This is a genomic window from Pseudomonas sp. FW305-28, from assembly GCF_017351395.1.
Classification (GTDB): Bacteria; Pseudomonadota; Gammaproteobacteria; order Pseudomonadales; family Pseudomonadaceae; genus Aquipseudomonas; species Aquipseudomonas fluorescens_AA.
This window is the reverse complement of record NZ_JACNDD010000112.1, coordinates 1-21601: the sequence shown is the minus strand read 5'-3', so window position 1 is coordinate 21601 and position 21601 is coordinate 1. Positions and strand designations below refer to the sequence as shown.

The window sequence follows — 21601 nt, the reverse complement described above, 5'->3', positions numbered from 1 at the left end:
ACATATCGGCAAACCGGTGGCGAACACCCAGTTCTATCTGTTGGATGAACACGGGCAACCGGTGCCGCTGGGCGTGCCGGGCGAAATCTACATCGGTGGTGCCGGGGTCGCTCGCGGTTATCTGAACCGTGATGACCTGACGGCCGAGCGCTTCCTGAAAGATCCATTCAGCACGGCTCCAAACGCCCGCATGTACCGCACGGGCGACCTGGGCCGGTATCTGCCGGATGGCAACATCGAATACCTGGGCCGTAACGATGACCAGGTGAAGATCCGTGGTTTCCGCATTGAACTGGGCGAGATCGAAGCCAAGCTCGCGCAACACGATGCCTTGAGCGAAGCCGTGGTTGTGGCCCGTGAAGACGTGCCGGGCGACAAGCGTCTGGTGGCCTATTTCACCCAGCATTCGCCAGTAGATATCGAAACCCTGCGCACGCACCTGCAAGCGCAGTTGCCGGCCTACATGGTGCCGGTCGCCTACGTGCGCCTGGAGGCACTGCCACTGACACCGAACGGCAAGCTCGACCGCAAGGCGCTGCCGGCGCCGGATCTGGATGCCGTCATCAGCCGTGGCTACGAAGCCCCGCAAGGCGAAACCGAAACCACCCTGGCGCAGATCTGGCAGGACTTGCTCAAGGTCGAACGCGTGGGCCGGCACGACCATTTCTTCGAACTGGGGGGGCATTCCCTACTGGCGGTCACGCTGATCGAGCGCATGCGCCAGGCCGGCTTGAGCGCCGACGTGCGCGTACTGTTCGGCCAACCCACCCTGGCCGCGCTGGCGGCCGCTGTCGGCAGCGGGAAGGAGATCAGCGTTCCGGCGAACCTGATTGCGCTGGACTGCGAACGCATCACCCCCGAGCTGCTGCCGCTGGCCAACCTGTCCCAGACGACCATCGACCGTCTCGTGGCGACAGTGCCGGGCGGTGTGCGCAACGTGCAGGATATCTACCCGTTGGCGCCGCTGCAGGAAGGCATTCTTTACCACCACCTGGCCGCGGAGCAGGGCGACCCGTACGTGCTCCAGTCACAGTTCGCCTTCGACAACCGTGAGCACCTGGATGCCTTCATCGGGGCGCTGCAGGTGGTGATCGATCGCCACGACATCTTGCGCACCAGTATTGTCTGGGAAGGTCTGGACGAGCCCATGCAAGTGGTCCGTCGTGAGGCCAGGCTGCACCTCGAAACGCTCGATCTTGACCCGGTCGCTGGCGATGTCGCAGAGCAACTGCGCCAGCGTTTCGACTCGCGGCATTACCGCCTGGACATCGCTCAGGCACCACTGATGCGCTTGGCTTATGGACGGGACGAGGCCAATCATCGGCTGGTCGCGACATTGTTGTTCCATCACCTCGCCCTGGACCATACGGCGCTGGAAGTGGTGCAACACGAGATGCAAGCGTACCTGCTGGGTGAAGCTGGGCAACTGGCCGAAGCGGTGCCCTATCGCAATTACGTGGCACAGGCACGGCTGGGTGTGAATCGCGAAGAGCATGAAGCGTTTTTCCGCGACATGCTCGGCGACATCGATGAGCCGACGCTGCCATTCAATTTGCAGGATGTGCAGGCTGGCGGACACGATATCGAAGAGGCCCACCAGGCGTTGGATGACGCCTTGGACCAGCGCCTGCGGGCCCAGGCGCGTCAACTGGGGGTGAGTGCCGCCAGCCTGGTGCACTTGGCGTGGGCGCAAGTGCTGGCCAAGGTCTCCGGCAAGCAGGAGGTGGTGTTCGGTACGGTGCTGATGGGCCGGATGCAGGGCGGCGAGGGCGCCGATCGGGCGCTGGGGATGTTCATCAATACCCTGCCGCTTCGCGTGAGCCTGGGCGAGCAAGGCGTCAAGGCTGGCGTCAAGGCTGTCCATGGGCAACTGACTGCCTTGCTGGGGCACGAACATGCCTCGCTGGCGCTGGCCCAACGTTGCAGTGGCGTGGCGGCACCGTTGCCGTTGTTCAGTGCCTTGCTCAACTACCGCCATGCCGCCACGACGACGTCGAACGAAGTATCGTCGGCCTGGAGCGGTATGCAGGCGCTGGGTGGTGAAGAACGGACCAACTACCCGCTGACATTGAACGTCGATGACCTGGGTACCGGTTTCAACCTGACGGTGCTGGTCGGGCAGGAGATTGGCGCCCAACGGATTTGCGCTTATATGCACGCAGCGTTGCAAACGCTCGTGCTGGCGCTGGAACAGACGCCACAGGCGGCACTGCATCGTCTGTCGATCTTGCCCGCAGCGGAAATCGAGCAATTGCTGGTGACGTTCAACGCCACCGAGGCGGATTATCCGCAGCAGCAGACGATTCATGGCCTGTTCGAAGAACAGGTCCAGCGTACGCCGGAGGCCGTCGCGGTCATCCGTGGCGAGCAACGCCTGAGCTATGGGGAACTGAACGAGCGGGCCAACCGCCTGGCCCACTACCTGCGCAAGCAGGGGGTGAAGCCCGATTCGCGGGTGGCGATCTGCGTCGAACGCGGTATCGACATGGTCGTGGGGCTGCTGGCGATCCTGAAGGCAGGGGGCGGTTATGTGCCGTTGGATCCGGCGTACCCGCTGGATCGCATTGCCTACATGCTGGAAGACAGCGCCCCGGCGGCGGTGTTGGCCCAGGACGCTACAGTCGGCTTGTTGAGCGATGCCTCGATGGCAGTGATCAATCTCGACAGCGGTTTGTGGCAGGACGAATCCGTCCAGAATCCCGAGGTCGCCGAGCTGACGTCCTCGCACCTGGCCTATGTCATCTACACCTCGGGTTCGACCGGTTTGCCTAAAGGCGTGATGATCGAACACCGCAACACGGTGAACTTCCTGACCTGGGCCCATCGCTCGTTCGATTCGCAAACCTTGGCGAAAACCCTGTTCTCGACGTCGCTGAACTTCGACCTGGCGGTCTACGAGTGCTTCGCGCCGCTGACCTCGGGCGGCAGCATCGAAGTGGTCACTAATGTGCTGGAACTGCAACAGGGCGAGCACGACATCACGCTGATCAACACCGTGCCGTCGGCGCTCAAGGCCTTGCTGGAGTCCGGTGAATTGGGCGAGGGCGTCGACACGGTCAACGTCGCCGGTGAAGCGCTCAAGCGCAGCCTGGTGGAGACGTTGTTCGAGCAGACCCAGGTCAAGCGCCTGTGCAACCTCTACGGCCCGTCGGAAACCACGACCTATTCAAGCTGGGTGTCGATGGCCCGCGAAGACGGATTTGCCGCACACATCGGCAAACCGGTGGCGAACACCCAGTTCTATCTGCTGGATGAGCACAAACAACCCGTGCCGCTGGGCGTGCCGGGCGAAATCTACATCGGTGGTGCCGGGGTCGCTCGTGGTTATCTCAATCGTGATGACCTGACGGCCGAGCGTTTCCTGAAAGATCCGTTCAGCGCCGTTCCAAGCGCCCGCATGTACAAGACTGGCGACCTGGGCCGCTACCTGGCGGACGGCAACATCGAATACCTGGGCCGTAATGACGACCAGGTGAAGATCCGCGGTTTCCGCATCGAGCTGGGGGAGATCGAAGCCAAGCTCGCGCAACACGATGCCTTGAGCGAAGCCGTGGTTGTGGCCCGTGAAGACGTGCCGGGCGACAAACGCCTGGTCGCCTATTTCACCCAGCATTCGCCAGTAGACATTGAAGCCCTGCGCACGCACCTGCAGGCGCAACTGCCGGCTTATATGGTGCCGGTGGCTTATGTGCGCCTGGAGGCCTTGCCACTGACGCCGAACGGCAAGCTCGACCGCAAGGCCCTGCCGGCACCGGATCTGGATGCCGTCATCACCCGTGGCTACGAAGCCCCGCAAGGCGAGGTCGAGATCAGCCTGGCCCAGATCTGGCAAGACTTGCTCAAGGTCGAACGTGTGGGGCGGCATGACCATTTCTTCGAGCTGGGCGGACACTCGCTGTTGGCCGTCAGCCTGATTGGCCGGATGCGCCAGCTCGGTTTGTCGGCGGATGTGCGGGTGCTGTTCAGCCAGCCAACGCTCGCGGCGCTGGCCGCCGCAGTCGGCAGTGGTGGCGAGGTTGTGGTGCCGGACAACGGCATCCTGCTGGGGTGCACCCGGATCACGCCGTCGATGCTGCCCTTGGTGGCGTTGGATCAGCAGGACATCGATCGTCTTGTGGAGACGGTGCCTGGTGGTGCGCGCAACGTGCAGGACATCTACCCGTTGGCGCCGTTGCAGGAAGGTATTCTTTATCACCACATCGCTGCGCACACGGGGGATCCCTATGTGTTGCAGGCCACGTTCACCGTCGCGGATCGCGAGCGGCTGGAGGCGTTTGCCCAGGCCCTGCAGGGCGTCATCGATCGCCACGACATCCTGCGTACTTCGGTGGCCTGGGAAGGCCTGGACGAGCCGGTGCAGGTGGTCTGGCGCAAAGCGCAACTGGCGGTGGAAGAGCTTGTGCTGAGTGCGGAGGCGGGCGATATCGCCGGGCAGTTGCGCGAGCGCTTCGACACGCTGCATTACCGCCTGGACATGCAGCAGGCGCCGCTGATGCGCATTGCATTCGCCCACGACCCGGCCAATCAACGCTGGGTGGCGATGTTGTTGTTCCATCACATGGTCCTCGACCACACGGCGCTGGAAGTGGTGCAACACGAGATGCAGGCGCACCTGCTGGGCAAGGCCGACCAGTTGGGCCAAGCCGTGCCGTTCCGCAATTACGTGGCCCAGGCCCGCTTGGGCGTGAGCCGTGAGGAGCACGAAGGGTTTTTCCGCGACATGTTGAGTGATGTCGACGAGCCGACATTGCCGTTCGGCTTGCTGGACGTACGTGGCGATGGCAGCGATATCGAAGAGGCCGGACTGAGCCTGCCTGCCGACCTGAGCCGCCGTCTGCGGGCCCAGGCCCGTCAGTTGGGCGTGAGCGCCGCGAGCCTGCATCACTTGGCGTGGGCGCAAGTGCTGGGGCAGGTGTCCGGCAAGCAGGACGTTGTGTTTGGCACCGTGCTGATGGGGCGGATGCAGGGCGGCGACGGCGCTGAGCATGCACTGGGCATGTTCATCAATACCTTGCCATTGCGGGTGGGCGTCGGCGCCCAAGGCGTGCGTGACGGCGTAAAAGCCACCCACGCTCGCCTGACCGGCCTGCTGGGGCACGAGCACGCCTCGCTGGCGTTGGCCCAGCGTTGCAGCGGCGTGGTCGCGCCGATGCCGCTGTTCAATGCCTTGCTCAATTATCGACACAGTGCCGCAGGCGTTGCCTCAAACGAAGCCTTGGTGGCCTGGGACGGTATTCAACTGCTGAGCAACGAAGAGCGTACCAACTACCCGCTGACCTTGTCGGTGGATGACCTGGGCGAAGCTTTCCACTTGTCGGCGCTGGCAGTGCCGCAGGTCGGTGCGCAGCGGATATGTGCCTACATGAACATTGCCCTGGAGCATCTGGTCGAAGCGCTGGAACAGGCTCCGCAGACGCCGTTGCACAGCCTGTCGATCCTGCCGCCGGCCGAGCGTCGGCAATTGCTGGTGGACTTCAACGCCACCACCCGTAGCTATCCCCAGGACAGGACCGTCCATGGCCTGTTCGAGGCACGGGCCAAGGAGCTTCCGGAGGCAACCGCGGTCGTGCACAACGGCCACAGCCTGACGTACGCCGAGTTGAATCGCAGGGCCAATTGCCTGACCCGTCATTTGATTGGCCTGGGGGTGCAACCGGGTGATCGCGTGGCGATTCTGCTGGAACGCTCAGTCGGGCTGCTGGTCAGCCAATTGGCGATCCTCAAGTGCGCCGCGGTCTACGTGCCGCTGGACGTCAGCGCACCACTCGAACGTCAGGATTTCATGGTGCGTGACAGCGGTGCCCGGACGCTCCTGACCCTGAGCGCGATGGCGGTGCCTGAGGGGGTTGCCCGTGTGGATCTGGATAGCGTGGTCCTGGAGACCGAGGCGGACCATGACCTGCGGCTGATACAAAGCACCGAATCGGTGGCCTACATCATGTACACCTCCGGCTCCACCGGCACCCCGAAAGGCGTGCTGGTGCCACATCGGGCGATCAACCGACTGGTGATCAACAACGGCTACGCCGAGTTCAACGCCCAGGACCGGGTGGCCTTTGCCTCCAACCCGGCCTTCGACGCCAGCACCCTCGACGTCTGGGCACCGTTGCTCAACGGCGGTTGTGTGGTGGTGGTCGACCAGGACGTGCTGTTGTCCCAGGCGGATTTCCACGCGCTGTTGCTCGAACAATCGGTCAGCGTGTTGTGGATGACCGCTGGTCTGTTCCATCAATACGCCGCGGGGCTGATGACGGTGTTCGCCCAATTGCGCTACCTGATCGTCGGTGGCGATGTGCTCGACCCAGCGGTGATCGGCCGAGTCCTGAAGGAAGGCGCGCCGCTGCACCTGCTCAACGGCTACGGCCCGACCGAAGCCACCACGTTTACCACCACCCATGAGATCAAGAGCGTGGGCGAGGGCGGTATCCCGATCGGTCGTCCGATCGGCAACACCCGTGTCTATGTGCTGGATGCCAATCGTCAGCCAGTGCCCATTGGCGTGGCCGGCGAGCTGTACATCGGTGGCGATGGCGTGGCGAAAGGGTACTTGAATCGTCCCGAGCTGAGCGCCGAGAAGTTCGTCGCCGACCCGTTCAATGCCGATCCCGGTGCCTTGCTCTACCGCACCGGCGACCTGGCGCGCTGGCGCGCGGACGGCGCGGTGGATTACCTGGGGCGTAACGACGACCAGGTGAAGATCCGTGGTTTCCGCATTGAGCTGGGCGAGATCGAAGCCCGCTTGGGCCAATGCCCTGGTGTGAAAGACGCGGTCGTGCTGGCGCGACAAGACGATGCCGGTCCCAAGCGCCTGGTGGGTTATGTGATCCCTGAGCCGGGCGTGACCTTGTCGGTACATGCCTTGCGCGAGCAATTGTCGAGTGTGCTGGCCGACTACATGCTGCCCAGCGCGTTCGTGGTACTGCCAGCCTTCCCGCTGACCGCCAACGGCAAACTGGATCGTCGTGAACTCCCGGCGCCGGATGCCGAGGCCTATGCCTCTCGTGAATATGAAGCGCCGCTGGGCAAGGTGGAACAGACCCTGGCGCAAATCTGGGCGGACGTGCTGAAGGTCGAGCAGGTGGGGCGCCACGATCACTTCTTCGAACTCGGCGGGCACTCGTTGCTGGCGGTCACGCTGATCGAACGCATGCGCCAGGCCGGCTTGAGCGCCGACGTGCGCGTGCTGTTCAGCCAACCGACCCTGGCCGCACTGGCCGCGGCGATTGGCAGCGGCAGGGAAGTCAGCGTTCCGCCGAACCTGATTCCTTTGCACTGCGAACACATCACCCCGGACTTGTTGCCCTTGATCAACCTGTCCCAGGACGCCATCGACCGTCTCGTCGCCACCGTTCCCGGTGGTGCGAGCAACGTGCAGGACATCTACCCACTGGCACCGTTGCAGGAAGGGATTCTTTACCATCACCTGGCCGCCGAGCAGGGCGACCCCTATGTGTTGCAATCGCAATTCGCCTTCGACAACCGTGAACGCCTGGATGCCTTCATCGGGGCGCTGCAGATGGTGATTGATCGTCACGACATCTTGCGCACCAGTGTGCTCTGGGAAGGGCTGGATGAGCCGGTGCAAGTGGTTTGGCGCCAGGTGCTGCTTGAATCACAGTGCATTGTGCCGGACGCCACGGCTGGCGACGTTGCCACGCAACTGGCCAACCGCTTCGATGCGCGGCACTATCGCCTGGACCTGGGCCGGGCACCGTTGTTGCAGCTGGCTTATGCGCGGGACGAGGCCCAGGACCGCTGGGTCGCGATCCTGTTGTTCCATCACATGGCGCTGGACCACACCGCCCTGGACGTGATGCAACATGAAATGCAAATGCATTTGCTGGGGCAGGGCGAGCAGTTGGGCGCCGCGATGCCGTATCGCAACTACGTGGCCCAGGCCCGCCTGGGGACGAGTGAACAAGAGCACGAAACGTTTTTCCGCGAGATGCTCGGCGATATCGACGAGCCGACGTTGCCTTTTGGCTTGCAGGACGTGCAGGGTGAGGGGCATGGCATCGATGAGGATCGCCAGCCTGTCGATCTTGCGCTGTCCAGGCGCCTGCGAGTGCAGGCACGCCACCTGGGGGTGAGTGCTGCCAGTCTGGTACACCTGGCCTGGGCGCAGGTGCTGGGCAAGGTTTCGGGCAAGCAGGAGGTGGTGTTCGGTACGGTCTTGTTGGGCCGGATGCAGGGCGGCGACGGGGCCGATCGCGCCCTGGGGATGTTCATCAACACCTTGCCGTTGCGGGTGGATGTGGGCACCCAGGACGTGCGCAGCGGCGTCAAGGCCACTCACGGGCGCTTGACCGCCTTGCTCGGCCATGAACATGCCTCGTTGGCACTGGCGCAACGTTGCAGTGGTGTGGTGGCGCCGACGCCGCTGTTCAGCGCCTTGCTCAACTACCGCCACAGCGCGGTCCAGGTGACCCAGGACGCTCTGTCGGCCTGGAGCGGGATCAACGCACTGGGCGGTGATGAGCGGACCAATTATCCCTTGACCCTCAACGTGGATGACCTGGGTGACGGGTTCTTCCTCACGGTGATGGTCGATACGGCCATTGGTGCGCAGCGTATTTGCGGTTATATGCAGGTGGCTCTGGAAAACCTGGTCATGGCCCTGGAGCAGGCGCCGCAAACCCCGCTCCACGCCTTGGCGATCCTGCCACCGGCCGAGCGCCGGCAATTGCTCGAAACCTGGAACACGACCGACGTCACCTATGCCGATGATGCCCTGATCCATCGGCAATTCGAGGGCTGGGCCGCGTCTCAACCCGACACCGTGGCCGTTGTGCATGAAGAGCAGGCACTGACCTACGACGAGCTCAATGCCCGCGCCAACCAACTGGCCCACAGCCTCGTGGCCCTGGGTGTTCGTCCGGATGATCGGGTTGCCATCTGTGTCGAGCGTGGCCTGGACATGATCATTGGCCTGCTGGGTATCCTCAAAGCCGGCGCGGGGTATGTACCGCTGGACCCGACTTATCCACCCGAGCGCATCGCCTACATGCTGCATGACAGCAGCCCCGTGGCGGTGGTGACCCAGTCGCAATGGCGCGACAGCCTGCCGGTATTGCCGGTGCCCACTCTGGTGCTTGACCCGACCGATGCCGGCGAAATGAACCAGCAGCCGCGGCACAATCCCGATGTGGCGGACCTGAATGCCAGCCACCTGGCCTACGTGATCTACACCTCCGGCTCCACCGGCCTGCCCAAGGGCGTGATGGTCGAGCACCGCAACGTCGCCCGGCTGTTTTCGGCGACCCAGCCCTGGTTCGAATTTGGCCCGCAGGATGTGTGGGCGCTGTTCCATTCCTTTGCCTTCGATTTCTCGGTCTGGGAAATCTGGGGCGCCTTGACCCACGGTGGCCGCTTGCTGGTGGTGCCGCAACTGGTCAGCCGTTCACCGCAATACTGCTATGCCTTGTTGTGCGAAGCGGGTGTGACCATTCTCAACCAGACGCCGAGTGCCTTCCGCCAGTTGATTGCGGCCCAGGGTGACAGCGACCTGAGTCACAGCCTGCGGCAAGTGATCTTCGGTGGCGAGGCCCTGGAAACCGGGATTCTCAAACCGTGGTACGCCCGCCAGGCCAATGCCCGGACGCAGTTGGTCAACATGTACGGCATCACCGAAACGACGGTGCACGTGACGTATCGTCCCCTTGACGCAGCCGACGCGCAGTTGGCCGGCGTCAGCCCTATTGGCAAGCGCATTCCCGACCTGCAACTGTACGTGCTCGACACCCAACGCGAGCCGGTGCCGGTGGGGGTGACAGGTGAGATGTACGTGGGCGGCGGCGGGGTCAGTCGTGGTTATTTGAACCGTGACGAGCTGACCGCCGAGCGTTTCCTCGACAACCCGTTCAGCCCCGAGCCGAATGCGCGGATGTACCGGACTGGCGACCTGGGTCGCTGGCTGGCGGACGGCAGCATCGAGTACCTGGGCCGCAATGACGACCAAGTGAAGATCCGCGGTTTCCGTATCGAATTGGGCGAGATCGAAGCCAAGCTGGCCGCGTGCAATGGTGTACGGGAGGCCGTGGTGGTGGCGCGCCAGGATACGCCGGGCGATCAGCGCCTGGTGGCCTATGTGATTGCCGAGGAAGGCGAGCCGCCATCGGCTGCCGAGCTGCGCGATGAGCTGCTGGGTTCGTTGGCCGAATACATGGTGCCCAGCGCATTCGTGATGTTGACGGTGTTCCCGTTGACCACCAACGGCAAGCTGGACCGCAAGGCATTGCCGGTGCCGGACCAGTCGTCGGTGGTGACCCGTGAATACGAGGCCCCTCAAGGCGAGGTCGAGATCGCCATTGCCAGGATCTGGCAAGACCTGCTGCATGTCGAGCGGGTCGGCCGCCACGACCACTTCTTTGAAATGGGCGGCCACTCGTTGCTGGCGGTGAAGTTGGTCGAGCGCATGCGCCAGATCGACCTGGCGGCCGATGTACGCGTGCTGTTCGGCCAGCCGACGTTGGCGGCGTTGGCGGCTGCGGTGGGCGGTTGCCAGGAAGTCCAGGTGCCGGCCAACCTCATCCCGGACGACTGTTCGCGGATCACACCGGACCTGTTGCCGCTGGCCACGTTGAGCCAGGACGAGATCGACCGCGTCGTGGCGACGGTGCCCGGTGGCGTGGGTAATGTGCAGGACATCTATGCCTTGACGCCGCTGCAGGAGGGCATTCTGTATCACCACGTCGCGGCGGCCAAAGGTGATCCTTATTTGCAATACATACTGTTCGCTTTTGACAGCCGTGCCCGCTTGGATCTTTTCGCCAAGGCACTGCAAAGCACGGTATCCAGGCACGACATCCTGCGCACCGGCGTGGTCTGGGAAGGCATTGACGAACCGGTTCAAGTGGTCTGGCGCGAGGCGCGGCTGGGGTTCGATGAGATCATGTTGGACCCGGCGGCGGGGGATATCGCCCGGCAACTGCGCGAACGTCTGGATCCGCGCCACTATCGCCTGGATATTCGTCAGGCGCCGATGATGCGCATTGGTTACGCACAAGACGTGGCGAACGACCGCTGGGTGGGCATGCTGTTGTTCCACCATATGGTCGATGATGCGACCTCGCTGGCCATGCTCGCGGCGGAAATTGGCGCGCACATGTCCGGCGGCGAACAGGCACTGGCGGCGTCGGTGCCGTATCGCAACTTCGTGGCACAGGCGCGGCTCGGCGTCAGCCGCGAGGAACATGAAGCATTTTTCCACGAGATGCTGGGTGATGTGGCTGAACCGACGCTGCCCTTCGGTTTGCAGGATGTACAGGGTGACGGGCACGATATCGAGGAGGTCCGCCAGAGAGTCGATGCCGAGCTTGGCCAGCGTCTGCGGGTGCAGGCGCGTCAGCTTGGCGTGAGCGCGGCAAGCTTGTATCACCTGGCCTGGGCGCTGGTGCTGGGCAAAGTGTCGGGCAAGGAAGACGTGGTCTTCGGCACCGTACTGCTGGGGCGCATGCAAGGCGGTGAGGGCGCCGACCGTGCGTTGGGGATGTTCATCAACACCTTGCCGTTGCGGGTGAGCCTGGGCGCGCAAGGTGTGCGTGCCGCCGTCAAGTCGACCCATGCACGCTTGACGGCGCTGCTGGGGCACGAGCACGCCTCGTTGGTCCTGGCGCAACGCTGCAGTGGCGTGGCGGCACCGACGCCGTTGTTCAGCGCGCTGCTCAACTATCGCCATCTCGGTGCGCAGGCGCCATCCAGCGAAGTCATTGCGGCCTGGGAGGGTATCCAGACACTGGAAGGTGAGGAGCGCACCAACTATCCGTTGACGTTGTCGGTGGATGACTTGGGTGAAGGTTTCAACCTGACCGTCATGGCTCAGGCACCCATTGGCGCCGAGCGTGTTTGCAATTATGTGCAATGCGTTGTGGAGAATCTGGTTCAGGCGCTGGAGCAATCGCCGCTGGCCCCCTTGAGCGGGTTGAAGATCCTGCCGCCGGCCGAGCGTCGGCAATTGCTCGAGAGCTGGAACAGCACGGGCGTCGCATTTGCCCAGGACGCACTGATCCATGCTCAGTTTGAAGTCTGGGCTGCAGCACAGCCCGAGGCCATGGCGGTGATGTTCGAAGAGCGGACGCTGACCTACAGCGAGCTCAACGCCCGGGCCAACCAGGTCGCTCATCGCCTGCTGGCGCAGGGTATTCGCCCGGATGATCGGGTCGCGATCTGTGTCGAGCGTGGTTTGGACATGATCGTCGGCTTGTTGGGGATCCTGAAGGCCGGCGCCGGTTATGTGCCGGTGGACCCGGCCTACCCGACGGAACGCATTGCCTACATGCTGCGTGACAGCATGCCGGTTGCGCTGTTGGCCCACGCCGCCACGCATCGTCTGTTGGCGGGCGTCTCGATGCCGGTGCTGCAACTCGATGACGGTAGCTGGCAGGACGAATCCGTCGCCAACCCGCAAGTGCCGGGCCTGGACTCCAGCCACTTGGCCTATGTGATCTACACCTCGGGTTCGACCGGATTGCCCAAGGGCGTGATGGTCGAGCACCGCAACGTCGCGCGGCTGTTCTCGGCGACCCAACCCTGGTTCGACTTTGGCCAGCAGGACGTGTGGGCACTGTTCCATTCCTTTGCCTTCGATTTCTCGGTCTGGGAAATCTGGGGTGCGTTGACCCATGGCGGCCGCTTGCTAGTGGTGCCGCAATTGGTCAGCCGTTCTCCGCAAGATTGCTATGCGCTGTTATGCGAGACCGGTGTCACGGTGCTGAACCAGACCCCAAGCGCTTTCCGGCAACTGATCGTGGCCCAGGGCGAAAGCGATCTGAGCCACAGCCTGCGCCAGGTGATCTTTGGCGGCGAAGCGCTGGAAACCGGCATGCTCAAGCCGTGGTATGCCCGTGTAGGCAATGCCGGGACACAACTGGTGAACATGTATGGCATCACCGAAACGACGGTGCACGTGACGTATCGAGCGCTTGAAGCGGCTGATGCACAGTCGACGGGTGTCAGCCCCATTGGCAAGCGCATTCCCGACCTGCAACTGTACGTGCTCGATGCTCAGCGTGAGCCGGCGCCGGTGGGTGTGGTGGGTGAGATGTACGTGGGGGGCGCGGGTGTCAGCCGCGGTTATTTGAACCGCGACGAACTGACCGCCGAGCGCTTCCTCGACAACCCGTTCAGCCCCGAGCCGAATGCGCGGATGTACCGGACTGGCGACCTGGGTCGCTGGCTGGCGGACGGCAGCATCGAGTACCTGGGCCGCAATGACGACCAGGTGAAGATCCGCGGTTTCCGGATCGAGCTGGGCGAGATCGAAGCGACCTTGGCCGCCTGCGAGGGGGTCAGCGAGGCAGTGGTCATCGCTCGCGAGGACGAGCCGGGCGACAAGCGCCTGGTGGCTTATGTGATTGCCACAGAGGGTGCGCAACCGTCGGCGGTCGACTTGCGTACACAGTTGTTGCGGTCGCTGGCGGAGCACATGGTCCCCAGCGCCTTCGTGATCCTTGACGCGTTCCCGTTGACCACTAACGGCAAGCTCGATCGCAAGGCCTTGCCAGCGCCGGATCAATCGGCAGTGATCAGCCGTGAATACGAAGCCCCGCAAGGCGAGGTCGAGACGACCATCGCGCGGATCTGGCAGGACTTGCTCAAGCTTGGACGGGTCGGTCGTCACGACAATTTCTTCGAGCTGGGCGGCCATTCGTTGCTGGCCGTGAAACTGATCGAACGTATGCGCCAGGTCGACCTGGCCGCCGATGTGCGGGTGCTGTTCGGCCAGCCGACGCTGGCCGCGTTGGCCGCCGCGGTGGGCGGTGTCAGGGAGGTCGTGGTACCGGGCAATGCGATTGCGGACGGTTGCACGCGGATCACCCCGGACATGTTGCCCCTGGCTGATCTGGACCAGGACGCCATCGACCGAATCGTGGCCACGGTGCCGGGTGGCGTGACGAACGTGCAGGATATCTACGCCCTGGCGCCATTGCAGGAGGGGATTCTCTACCACCACCTTGCCGCGGAGCAGGGCGATCCCTACGTGTTGCAGGTGCTGTTCGGCTTTGACAACCGCGAACGGTTGCAAGCCTTTGCCCAGGCCTTGCAGAGCGTGGTGTCGCGTAATGACATCTTGCGCACCAGCATGGTCTGGCAAGGTCTGGAAGCACCGGTGCAAGTGGTATGGCGCCATGCGACCCTGGGCCTTGAAGAGATCGAGGTGGATCCGGCGGGGGGCGAGGTGGTGCAGCAACTGCACGGGCGTTTCGATCCGCGTCATTACCGTCTCGACATCGCCCAGGCACCGCTGATGCGCTTTGCCTTTGCCCAGGATGTGGCGAATCAGCGCTGGGTCGGCATGCTGTTGTTCCATCATATGGCGTTGGACCACACGGCGCTTGAGGTCGTGGTGCACGAGATGCAGGCCAGTCTCTTGGGCCAGGCGCACTTGCTTTCGCCCGCGGTGCCGTATCGCAATCATGTGGCCCAGGCGCGACTGGGGGTCAGTCGTGAGCAGCACGAAGCGTTTTTCCGTGAGATGCTCGGCGATATCGATGAGCCAACGTTGCCGTTCGGCTTGCAGGATGTGCAGGGTGATGGCAGCGGTATCGAAGAAGCACATCAGGACGTGGACGCTGCGCTGGCGCAGCGCCTGCGGGCCCAGGCCCGTCAGCTCGGTGTGAGCGCGGCAAGCCTGGTTCACTTGGCCTGGGGGCATGTGGTCGGGCGGGTTTCGGGCCGTGAGGAGGTGGTGTTCGGCACCGTGCTGATGGGGCGGATGCAGGGCGGCGACGGGGCCGATCGGGCCCTGGGCATGTTCATCAATACGTTGCCATTGCGCGTCAGTGTCGGCGCTCAAGGCGCCCGCGCCGGAGTCAAGGCGACCCATGGCCGGTTGTCGGCCTTGCTGGGGCACGAGCACGCCTCGTTGTCCCTGGCGCAGCGTTGCAGTGGCGTACCGACCTCGCTGCCATTGTTCAGCACCTTGCTCAATTATCGACACAGCGCGGCTGAAGCGGTGTCCGACCAGGCCATCTCGGCCTGGCAGGGGATGCAAACCCTGCACATGGAAGAACGCACCAACTATCCTTTGTGCCTGAACGTGGACGACCTGGGCGAAGGCTTCCGGTTCACCGCTCAAGCAGTGGTCGAAGTGGGTGCCCAACGTGTCTGCGGTTACATGCATACAGCGCTGGAAAGCCTGGTGGCAGCATTGGAGCAGACGCCTGAACGGGCGTTGCGTGAACTGCCGATTGTGCCGGCAGCCGAGCGCGAACAGTTGCTGGTGGACTTCAACGCCACCCACGCTGACTATCCGCAAGAGCAGACCATCCATGGCCTGTTCGAGGCTCAGGTACTGCGCACGCCGGACGCCGTGGCGGTGCGCCATGGCCGGCATCAGCTCAATTATCGTGAGCTCAATGGGCTCTCCAACCGCTTGGCCCATTACCTGCGCAAACAGGGCGTGGAGCCCGATTCGCGGGTGGCGATCTGCGTCGAGCGCGGTATCGACATGGTCGTGGGGCTGTTGGCGATCCTCAAGGCCGGCGGCGGTTATGTGCCGCTGGATCCGGCGTACCCGCTGGACCGCATCGCCTACATGTTGGAAGACAGTGCCCCGGCGGCGATCCTGGTTCAGGGGACTACGCGTAACTTGCTGGGCGAAACGGCGATACCGGTGATCGACCTCGACAAAGGCATCTGGCAAGACGAGGCGGCGCCCAATCCGCAGGTGCCGGGCCTGAGCTCGTCGCACCTGGCCTATGTCATCTACACCTCGGGTTCAACCGGTTTGCCTAAAGGCGTGATGATCGAACACCGCAACACGGTGAACTTCCTGACCTGGGCCCATCGCTCATTTGACGCTCAAACCCTGTCGAAAACCCTGTTCTCGACGTCGCTGAACTTCGACTTGGCCGTCTATGAATGCTTCGCGCCGCTGACCTCGGGCGGCAGCATCGAAGTGGTCACTAATGTGCTGGAACTGCAACAGGGTGAGCGCGACATCACGCTGATCAACACCGTGCCGTCGGCGCTCAAGGCCTTGCTGGAATCCGGCGGATTGGGCGAGGGTGTCGACACGGTGAACGTCGCCGGTGAAGCGCTCAAGCGCAGCCTGGTGGAGACGTTGTTCGAGCAGACCCAGGTCAAGCGCCTGTGCAACCTCTACGGCCCTTCGGAAACCACGACCTACTCAAGTTGGGTATCGATGGCCCGCGAAGACGGGTTTGCCGCACATATCGGCAAACCGGTGGCGAACACTCAGTTCTATCTGCTGGACGAGCACAAACAACCCGTGCCGCTGGGCGTGCCGGGTGAAATCTACATCGGTGGTGCCGGGGTCGCTCGTGGTTACTTGAACCGCGACGACCTGACGGCTGAACGTTTCCTCAAGGATCCGTTCAGTACGGCTCCGAACGCCCGCATGTACCGCACGGGTGACCTGGGCCGCTACCTGCCGGACGGGAACATCGAGTACCTGGGCCGTAACGATGACCAGGTGAAGATCCGTGGTTTCCGCATCGAGTTGGGCGAGATCGAAGCCAAGCTCGCGCAACACGATGCCTTGAACGAAACCGTAGTCCTGGCCCGTGAGGACGTACCGGGCGACAAGCGCCTGGTCGCCTATTTCACCCAACATTCGCCTGACGAAGCAGTAGAAATCGAAACCCTGCGCACGCACCTGCAAACGCAACTGCCGGCCTATATGGTGCCCGCCGTCTACGTGCGCCTGGACGCGTTGCCACTGACGCCGAACGGCAAGCTCGACCGCAAGGCGCTGCCAGCGCCGGATCTGGATGCCGTCATTTCCCGTGGCTACGAAGCCCCGCAAGGCGAGGTCGAAACCACCTTGGCGCAGATCTGGCAAGATTTGCTGGGCCTGCAACAGGTCGGTCGTCATGACCAGTTCTTCGAACTGGGTGGCCACTCGTTGCTGGCGATTCAATTGATTTCCCAGGTGCGTCTGCGCCTGGGTGTGGAGTTGGGCCTGACCGAACTGTTCGCCCAGCCCCAGCTCATGGGGTTGGCGCAGGCAGTGGCCGTTGCCGGGCGCAGCACGTTGCCGGAAATCGTCCGGGTTTCTCGAAAGGACGACTTGCCCTTGTCGTTCGCCCAACAGCGCCTATGGTTCCTGGCACAGATGGAAGGGGCGAGCGCGGCCTACCACATACCCGCGGGGCTGCGCTTGCGCGGTGTGCTGGACCGCCTCGCCTTGCAGCGGGCTCTGGACCGTATTGTCGCTCGCCATGAGGCCCTGCGTACCACCTTCGTGCAGGTGCGGGGACAGGAGGCTCGGCAGTGTATCGCGCCCGTCGATGTCGGGTTTGCGCTACTGCACCATGACTTCTGCGGCCTGGCCGATGCCGAGGGCCAACTGCACGCACTGGCGGCGCAGGAAGCCACAGATACCTTTAGCCTGGAGCAGGGGCCATTGATCCGGGGCCGGCTGGTCCGCCTCGGCAGCGAAGACCATGTGTTGCTGCTGACCATGCACCACATCGTCTCGGACGGCTGGTCCATTGGCGTGTTGATCAAGGAATTGACGGCGCTTTATGAAGCGTTTCGTCATGACCTGGACGATCCACTGCCGGCGTTGACGGTGCAGTACAGCGACTACGCTGTCTGGCAACGTCGCTGGTTGAGCGGCGAGGTGCTGCAAACCCAAAGCGATTACTGGCGACAGGCCCTGGCCGATGCGCCAGCCTTGTTGATGCTGCCCACCGACCGTGCGCGTCCTGCGCAACAGGACTATGCCGGGGCGACATTGCCGGTGGTCTTCGACGCCGATTTGACCGCGAGCCTCAAGGCCCTGAGCCAGCGCCACGGCGTCACCTTGTACATGACCATGATGGCGGCCTGGGGGGCGTTGTTGAGCCGGCTTTCGGGCCAGGATGAAGTGGTGATCGGCTCGCCGGTGGCCAACCGCACGCGGTCGGAAGTCGAAGGATTGATTGGTTTCTTCGTCAACACCTTGGCCGTGCGCATCGATCTCTCGGGGGCGCCGACGGTAGAAACCTTGCTGGCCCGGGTCAAGGCCCAGGCCCTTGGCGCCCAGGCGCATCAGGACCTGCCATTCGAACAAGTGGTGGAGGTGCTCAAACCGGTGCGCAGCCTGGCCCACAGTCCGCTGTTCCAGGCCATGCTGTCGTGGCAGACCCATGACAGCACCGAACTGGTGCTGGGGGACTTGAAACTCGAAGGCCTGGGTGCGGCAAGCAACGTTGCCAAATTCGACGTGTCCCTGGAACTGAGCGAGATCCAAGGGCAGATGTTTGGTGCCCTTGAATACGCCACGGCGTTGTTCGACGAGGGCACGGTGCAGCGTTACCTCGGCTACTTCCAACGCCTGCTGCGGGCCATGGTCGCAAGTGACCAGACCCGGATCGAACGGATCGCGCTGCTGGACAACGCCGAACGTGAGCATTTGCTGGCAGGCCTCAACGCGACCCAGGTCGCGTACCCACGTGAACAGACCATCCACCAGTTGTTCGAAGCCCAGGTCGAGGCTCGACCGGACGCCATCGCTGTCGCGTTCGGTGATGAGCGACTGAGTTACGCCGAACTGAACCGCCAGGCTAACCAGATGGCTCATCACCTGATCGGCCTGGGCATCCGCCCGGATGATCGGGTGGCGATCTGCGTTGAACGCGGTGCCGACATGCTCATCGGCCTGTTGGCCATTCTCAAGGCCGGTGCCGGTTACGTACCGCTTGACCCGGCGTTTCCAGCCGAACGCTTGGCCTACATGCTCGCCGACAGTGCCCCGGTGGCGCTGCTGAGCCAAGGTGAGTTGCTAGATCATCTGCCCGCGTTGACGGTGCCGGTGGTGCTGCTCGACCGCGCCGAGCGCGTGCGTTGCGGCATTGCCGCCGGTTGCGACGACAATCCGCGCGTTGCGTCCCTGGGCGTGCGTCACCTGGCCTACGTCATCTACACCTCGGGCTCCACCGGCAACCCCAAAGGGGTGATGATCGAACACCGGGGCCTGGTCAACTACTGCGTCGATGCGGTCCGCTTGTTTGGCCTGACACCGGACGACACGGTGTTGCAGCAGAACACCTTGAACTTCGACTTGTCGGTGGAAGAGATCTTCCCGGCGCTGCTGGCCGGTGCCACCCTGGCGCCGACCCGACAGCTGTTTGGCAGTGCCGAGTTGCAACAAAACGGCGATATTCGCCCGACCTTCCTGCACCTGACAGCGGCCCATTGGCATACCCTCGCGGCCGAATGGCACAACTCGCCGGCCCAGGCTCGGGACTATTTGCGCGACGTGCGGTTGATCAACGTCACCGGTGACGCCTTGTCGACGCAGAAACTGCAGATGTGGGACGCGGTTCGTCCGGCGCATACCCGATTGGTCAACACCTATGGCCCGACCGAGGCCACGGTGTCCTGCACCGCCGCCTACATGGAGCACGACGCGGTCGATGGCATCCTCGGCAATGCCAGCATCGGCAGGCCGATGGCCAACACCCGTATCTACCTGCTCGATGCGTACCGCCAGCCGGTGCCGTTCGGGGTCGCGGGGGAAATCTTCATCGGGGGCGACGGTGTGGCCCGCGGTTACCTGAACCTTGACGCCATCAACGCCGAACGCTTCCTGGCCGACCCGTTCAGCGACCAGCCCGATGCGCGCCTGTACAAGACCGGCGACCTGGCCCGTTATCGTCCGGACGGACGCCTCGAATACCTGGGGCGCAACGACTTCCAGGTCAAGGTCCGTGGCTTCCGTATCGAACTGGGCGAGATCGAGGCCCGGCTGGGTGACTGTGCCGGGGTCAAGGAAGCGGCGGTGATCGTGCGTGAAGACACGCCGGGCGACAAACGCCTGGTGGCCTATGTGGTGCCGCAGGCTGGAGTGAACCTGAACGCGGCGAGCCTGCGCGCGCAGTTGTCGGTGCAACTGGCCGAGTACATGCTGCCAGGTGCGTTCGTCAGCCTGGTCGCGCTGCCGCTGACGCCGAACCGCAAGCTCGACCGCCAGGCGTTGCCGGCACCCGATGCCGAGGCGTACGCCAGCCGCACCCATGAAGCGCCCCAGGGCCACACGGAAATCGTTCTGGCGCAGATCTGGCAAACCCTGCTCAAGGTCGAGTCGGTGGGCCGCCACGATCACTTCTTCGAACTGGGTGGGCATTCCTTGCTGGTGATGCGCTTGATCGCCCAGGTGCGCGAACAATTGGGCGTGGAGCTGAACCTGAGGGATGTCTTTGCCCAACCGCAATTGAGTGCGCTGGCCCAGGTGCTCTCCCAGGCGGCGCACAGCACCCGGCCGGGTATCGTGCCGGTGTCCCGCGAACAGGCGTTGCCGTTGTCTTTCGCCCAGCAGCGCCTCTGGTTCCTGGCGCAATTGGATGGGACCAGTGCGGCGTACCACATCCCCACGGGCCTGCGCCTGCGAGGCGCGCTGGATACTTCGGCGCTCACGCGTGCACTGGACCGTATCGTGGCCCGCCACGAGGCCTTGCGTACCACTTTTGTGCAGGCGCAGGGGCAGGAAGTGGAACAGCGCATTGCCCCGGTCGATGTCGGCTTCGCGTTGCGGTTGCAGGCCCTGGCAGGGCGAGCGGAGGCCGAAACCGAACTGATGGCCCTGGCCGAGGAAGAGGCTCGCCAGGCTTTCGACCTGGCCCACGGCCCGTTGGTACGTGGCCGACTGGTGCGGATGGCGGACGATGATCACGTGCTGTTGGTGACCCTGCACCATATCGTTTCGGATGGTTGGTCCGCCGATCTGCTGACCCATGAGTTGGGCGTGCTGTATGAGGCGTTCCGTCAGGGGCAGGACGATCCATTGCCGGCGTTGCCGATTCAGTACGCGGACTATGCCCTCTGGCAGCGGCGCTGGCTCACCGGGGAGGTCTTGGACCAACAGGAACGCTTCTGGCGGCAAACCCTGGCCGACGCACCGGCCCTGTTGACGTTGCCCACCGATCGGCCACGGCCTGCGCAGCAGGATCACGCCGGCGCTGCGGTGGGGATTGTCCTCGACGAAACCCTGACCCAAGGCCTCAAGGCGTTGAGCCAGCGCCATGGTGCCACTTTGTTCATGACGGTCATGGCCGCCTGGGCCACGGTGCTCAGTCGCCTCTCCGGCCAGCACGACGTTGTCATCGGCACGCCGGTGGCGAACCGCATGCAGGCGGAAGTCGAGGGCTTGATCGGCCTGTTCGTCAACACGCTGGCGCTGCGCGTCGATGTGGCGGATGAACTGACGGTGCAAGCCTTGTTGCAACAAGTGAAGGTTCGGACCCTGGATGCCCAGGCGCACCAGGACCTGCCTTTCGAACAGGTGGTGGAGGTGGTCCGGCCATTGCGCAGCCTGTCCCATAGCCCGGTGTTCCAGGCCATGCTGTCATGGCAGAACAACGAAGCCACGGGATTGGAACTGGGCGATATGTCGCTGCAAGGGCTGGGTGTGACCAGCCGCACCGCGAAATTCGACGTGTTGCTGGACATGGCCCTGATCGACGGGCGCCTGTTCGGGGCACTGGAATACGCCACGGCATTGTTCGACTCCGCCACGATGGAGCGTTACCTCGGCTACCTGGAGAGTGTCCTGAGGGCCATGGTTGCTGATGAACAGACCCTCGTGGCGCAGATTCCGCTGCTGGGTGACAACGAGCGTCAGAACCTGTTGGAAACGCTCAATGCCACTGCGGTT

The 21601-nt window shown here is 63.6% G+C and carries 1 protein-coding gene; it reads left to right on the top strand.

Annotation, left to right across the window (positions count from 1 at the left end; genetic code table 11):
• On the top strand, positions 1-21601 hold a 21601-nt coding region (locus tag J4E53_RS22345), incomplete at both ends, for a non-ribosomal peptide synthase/polyketide synthase (RefSeq protein ID WP_207268189.1).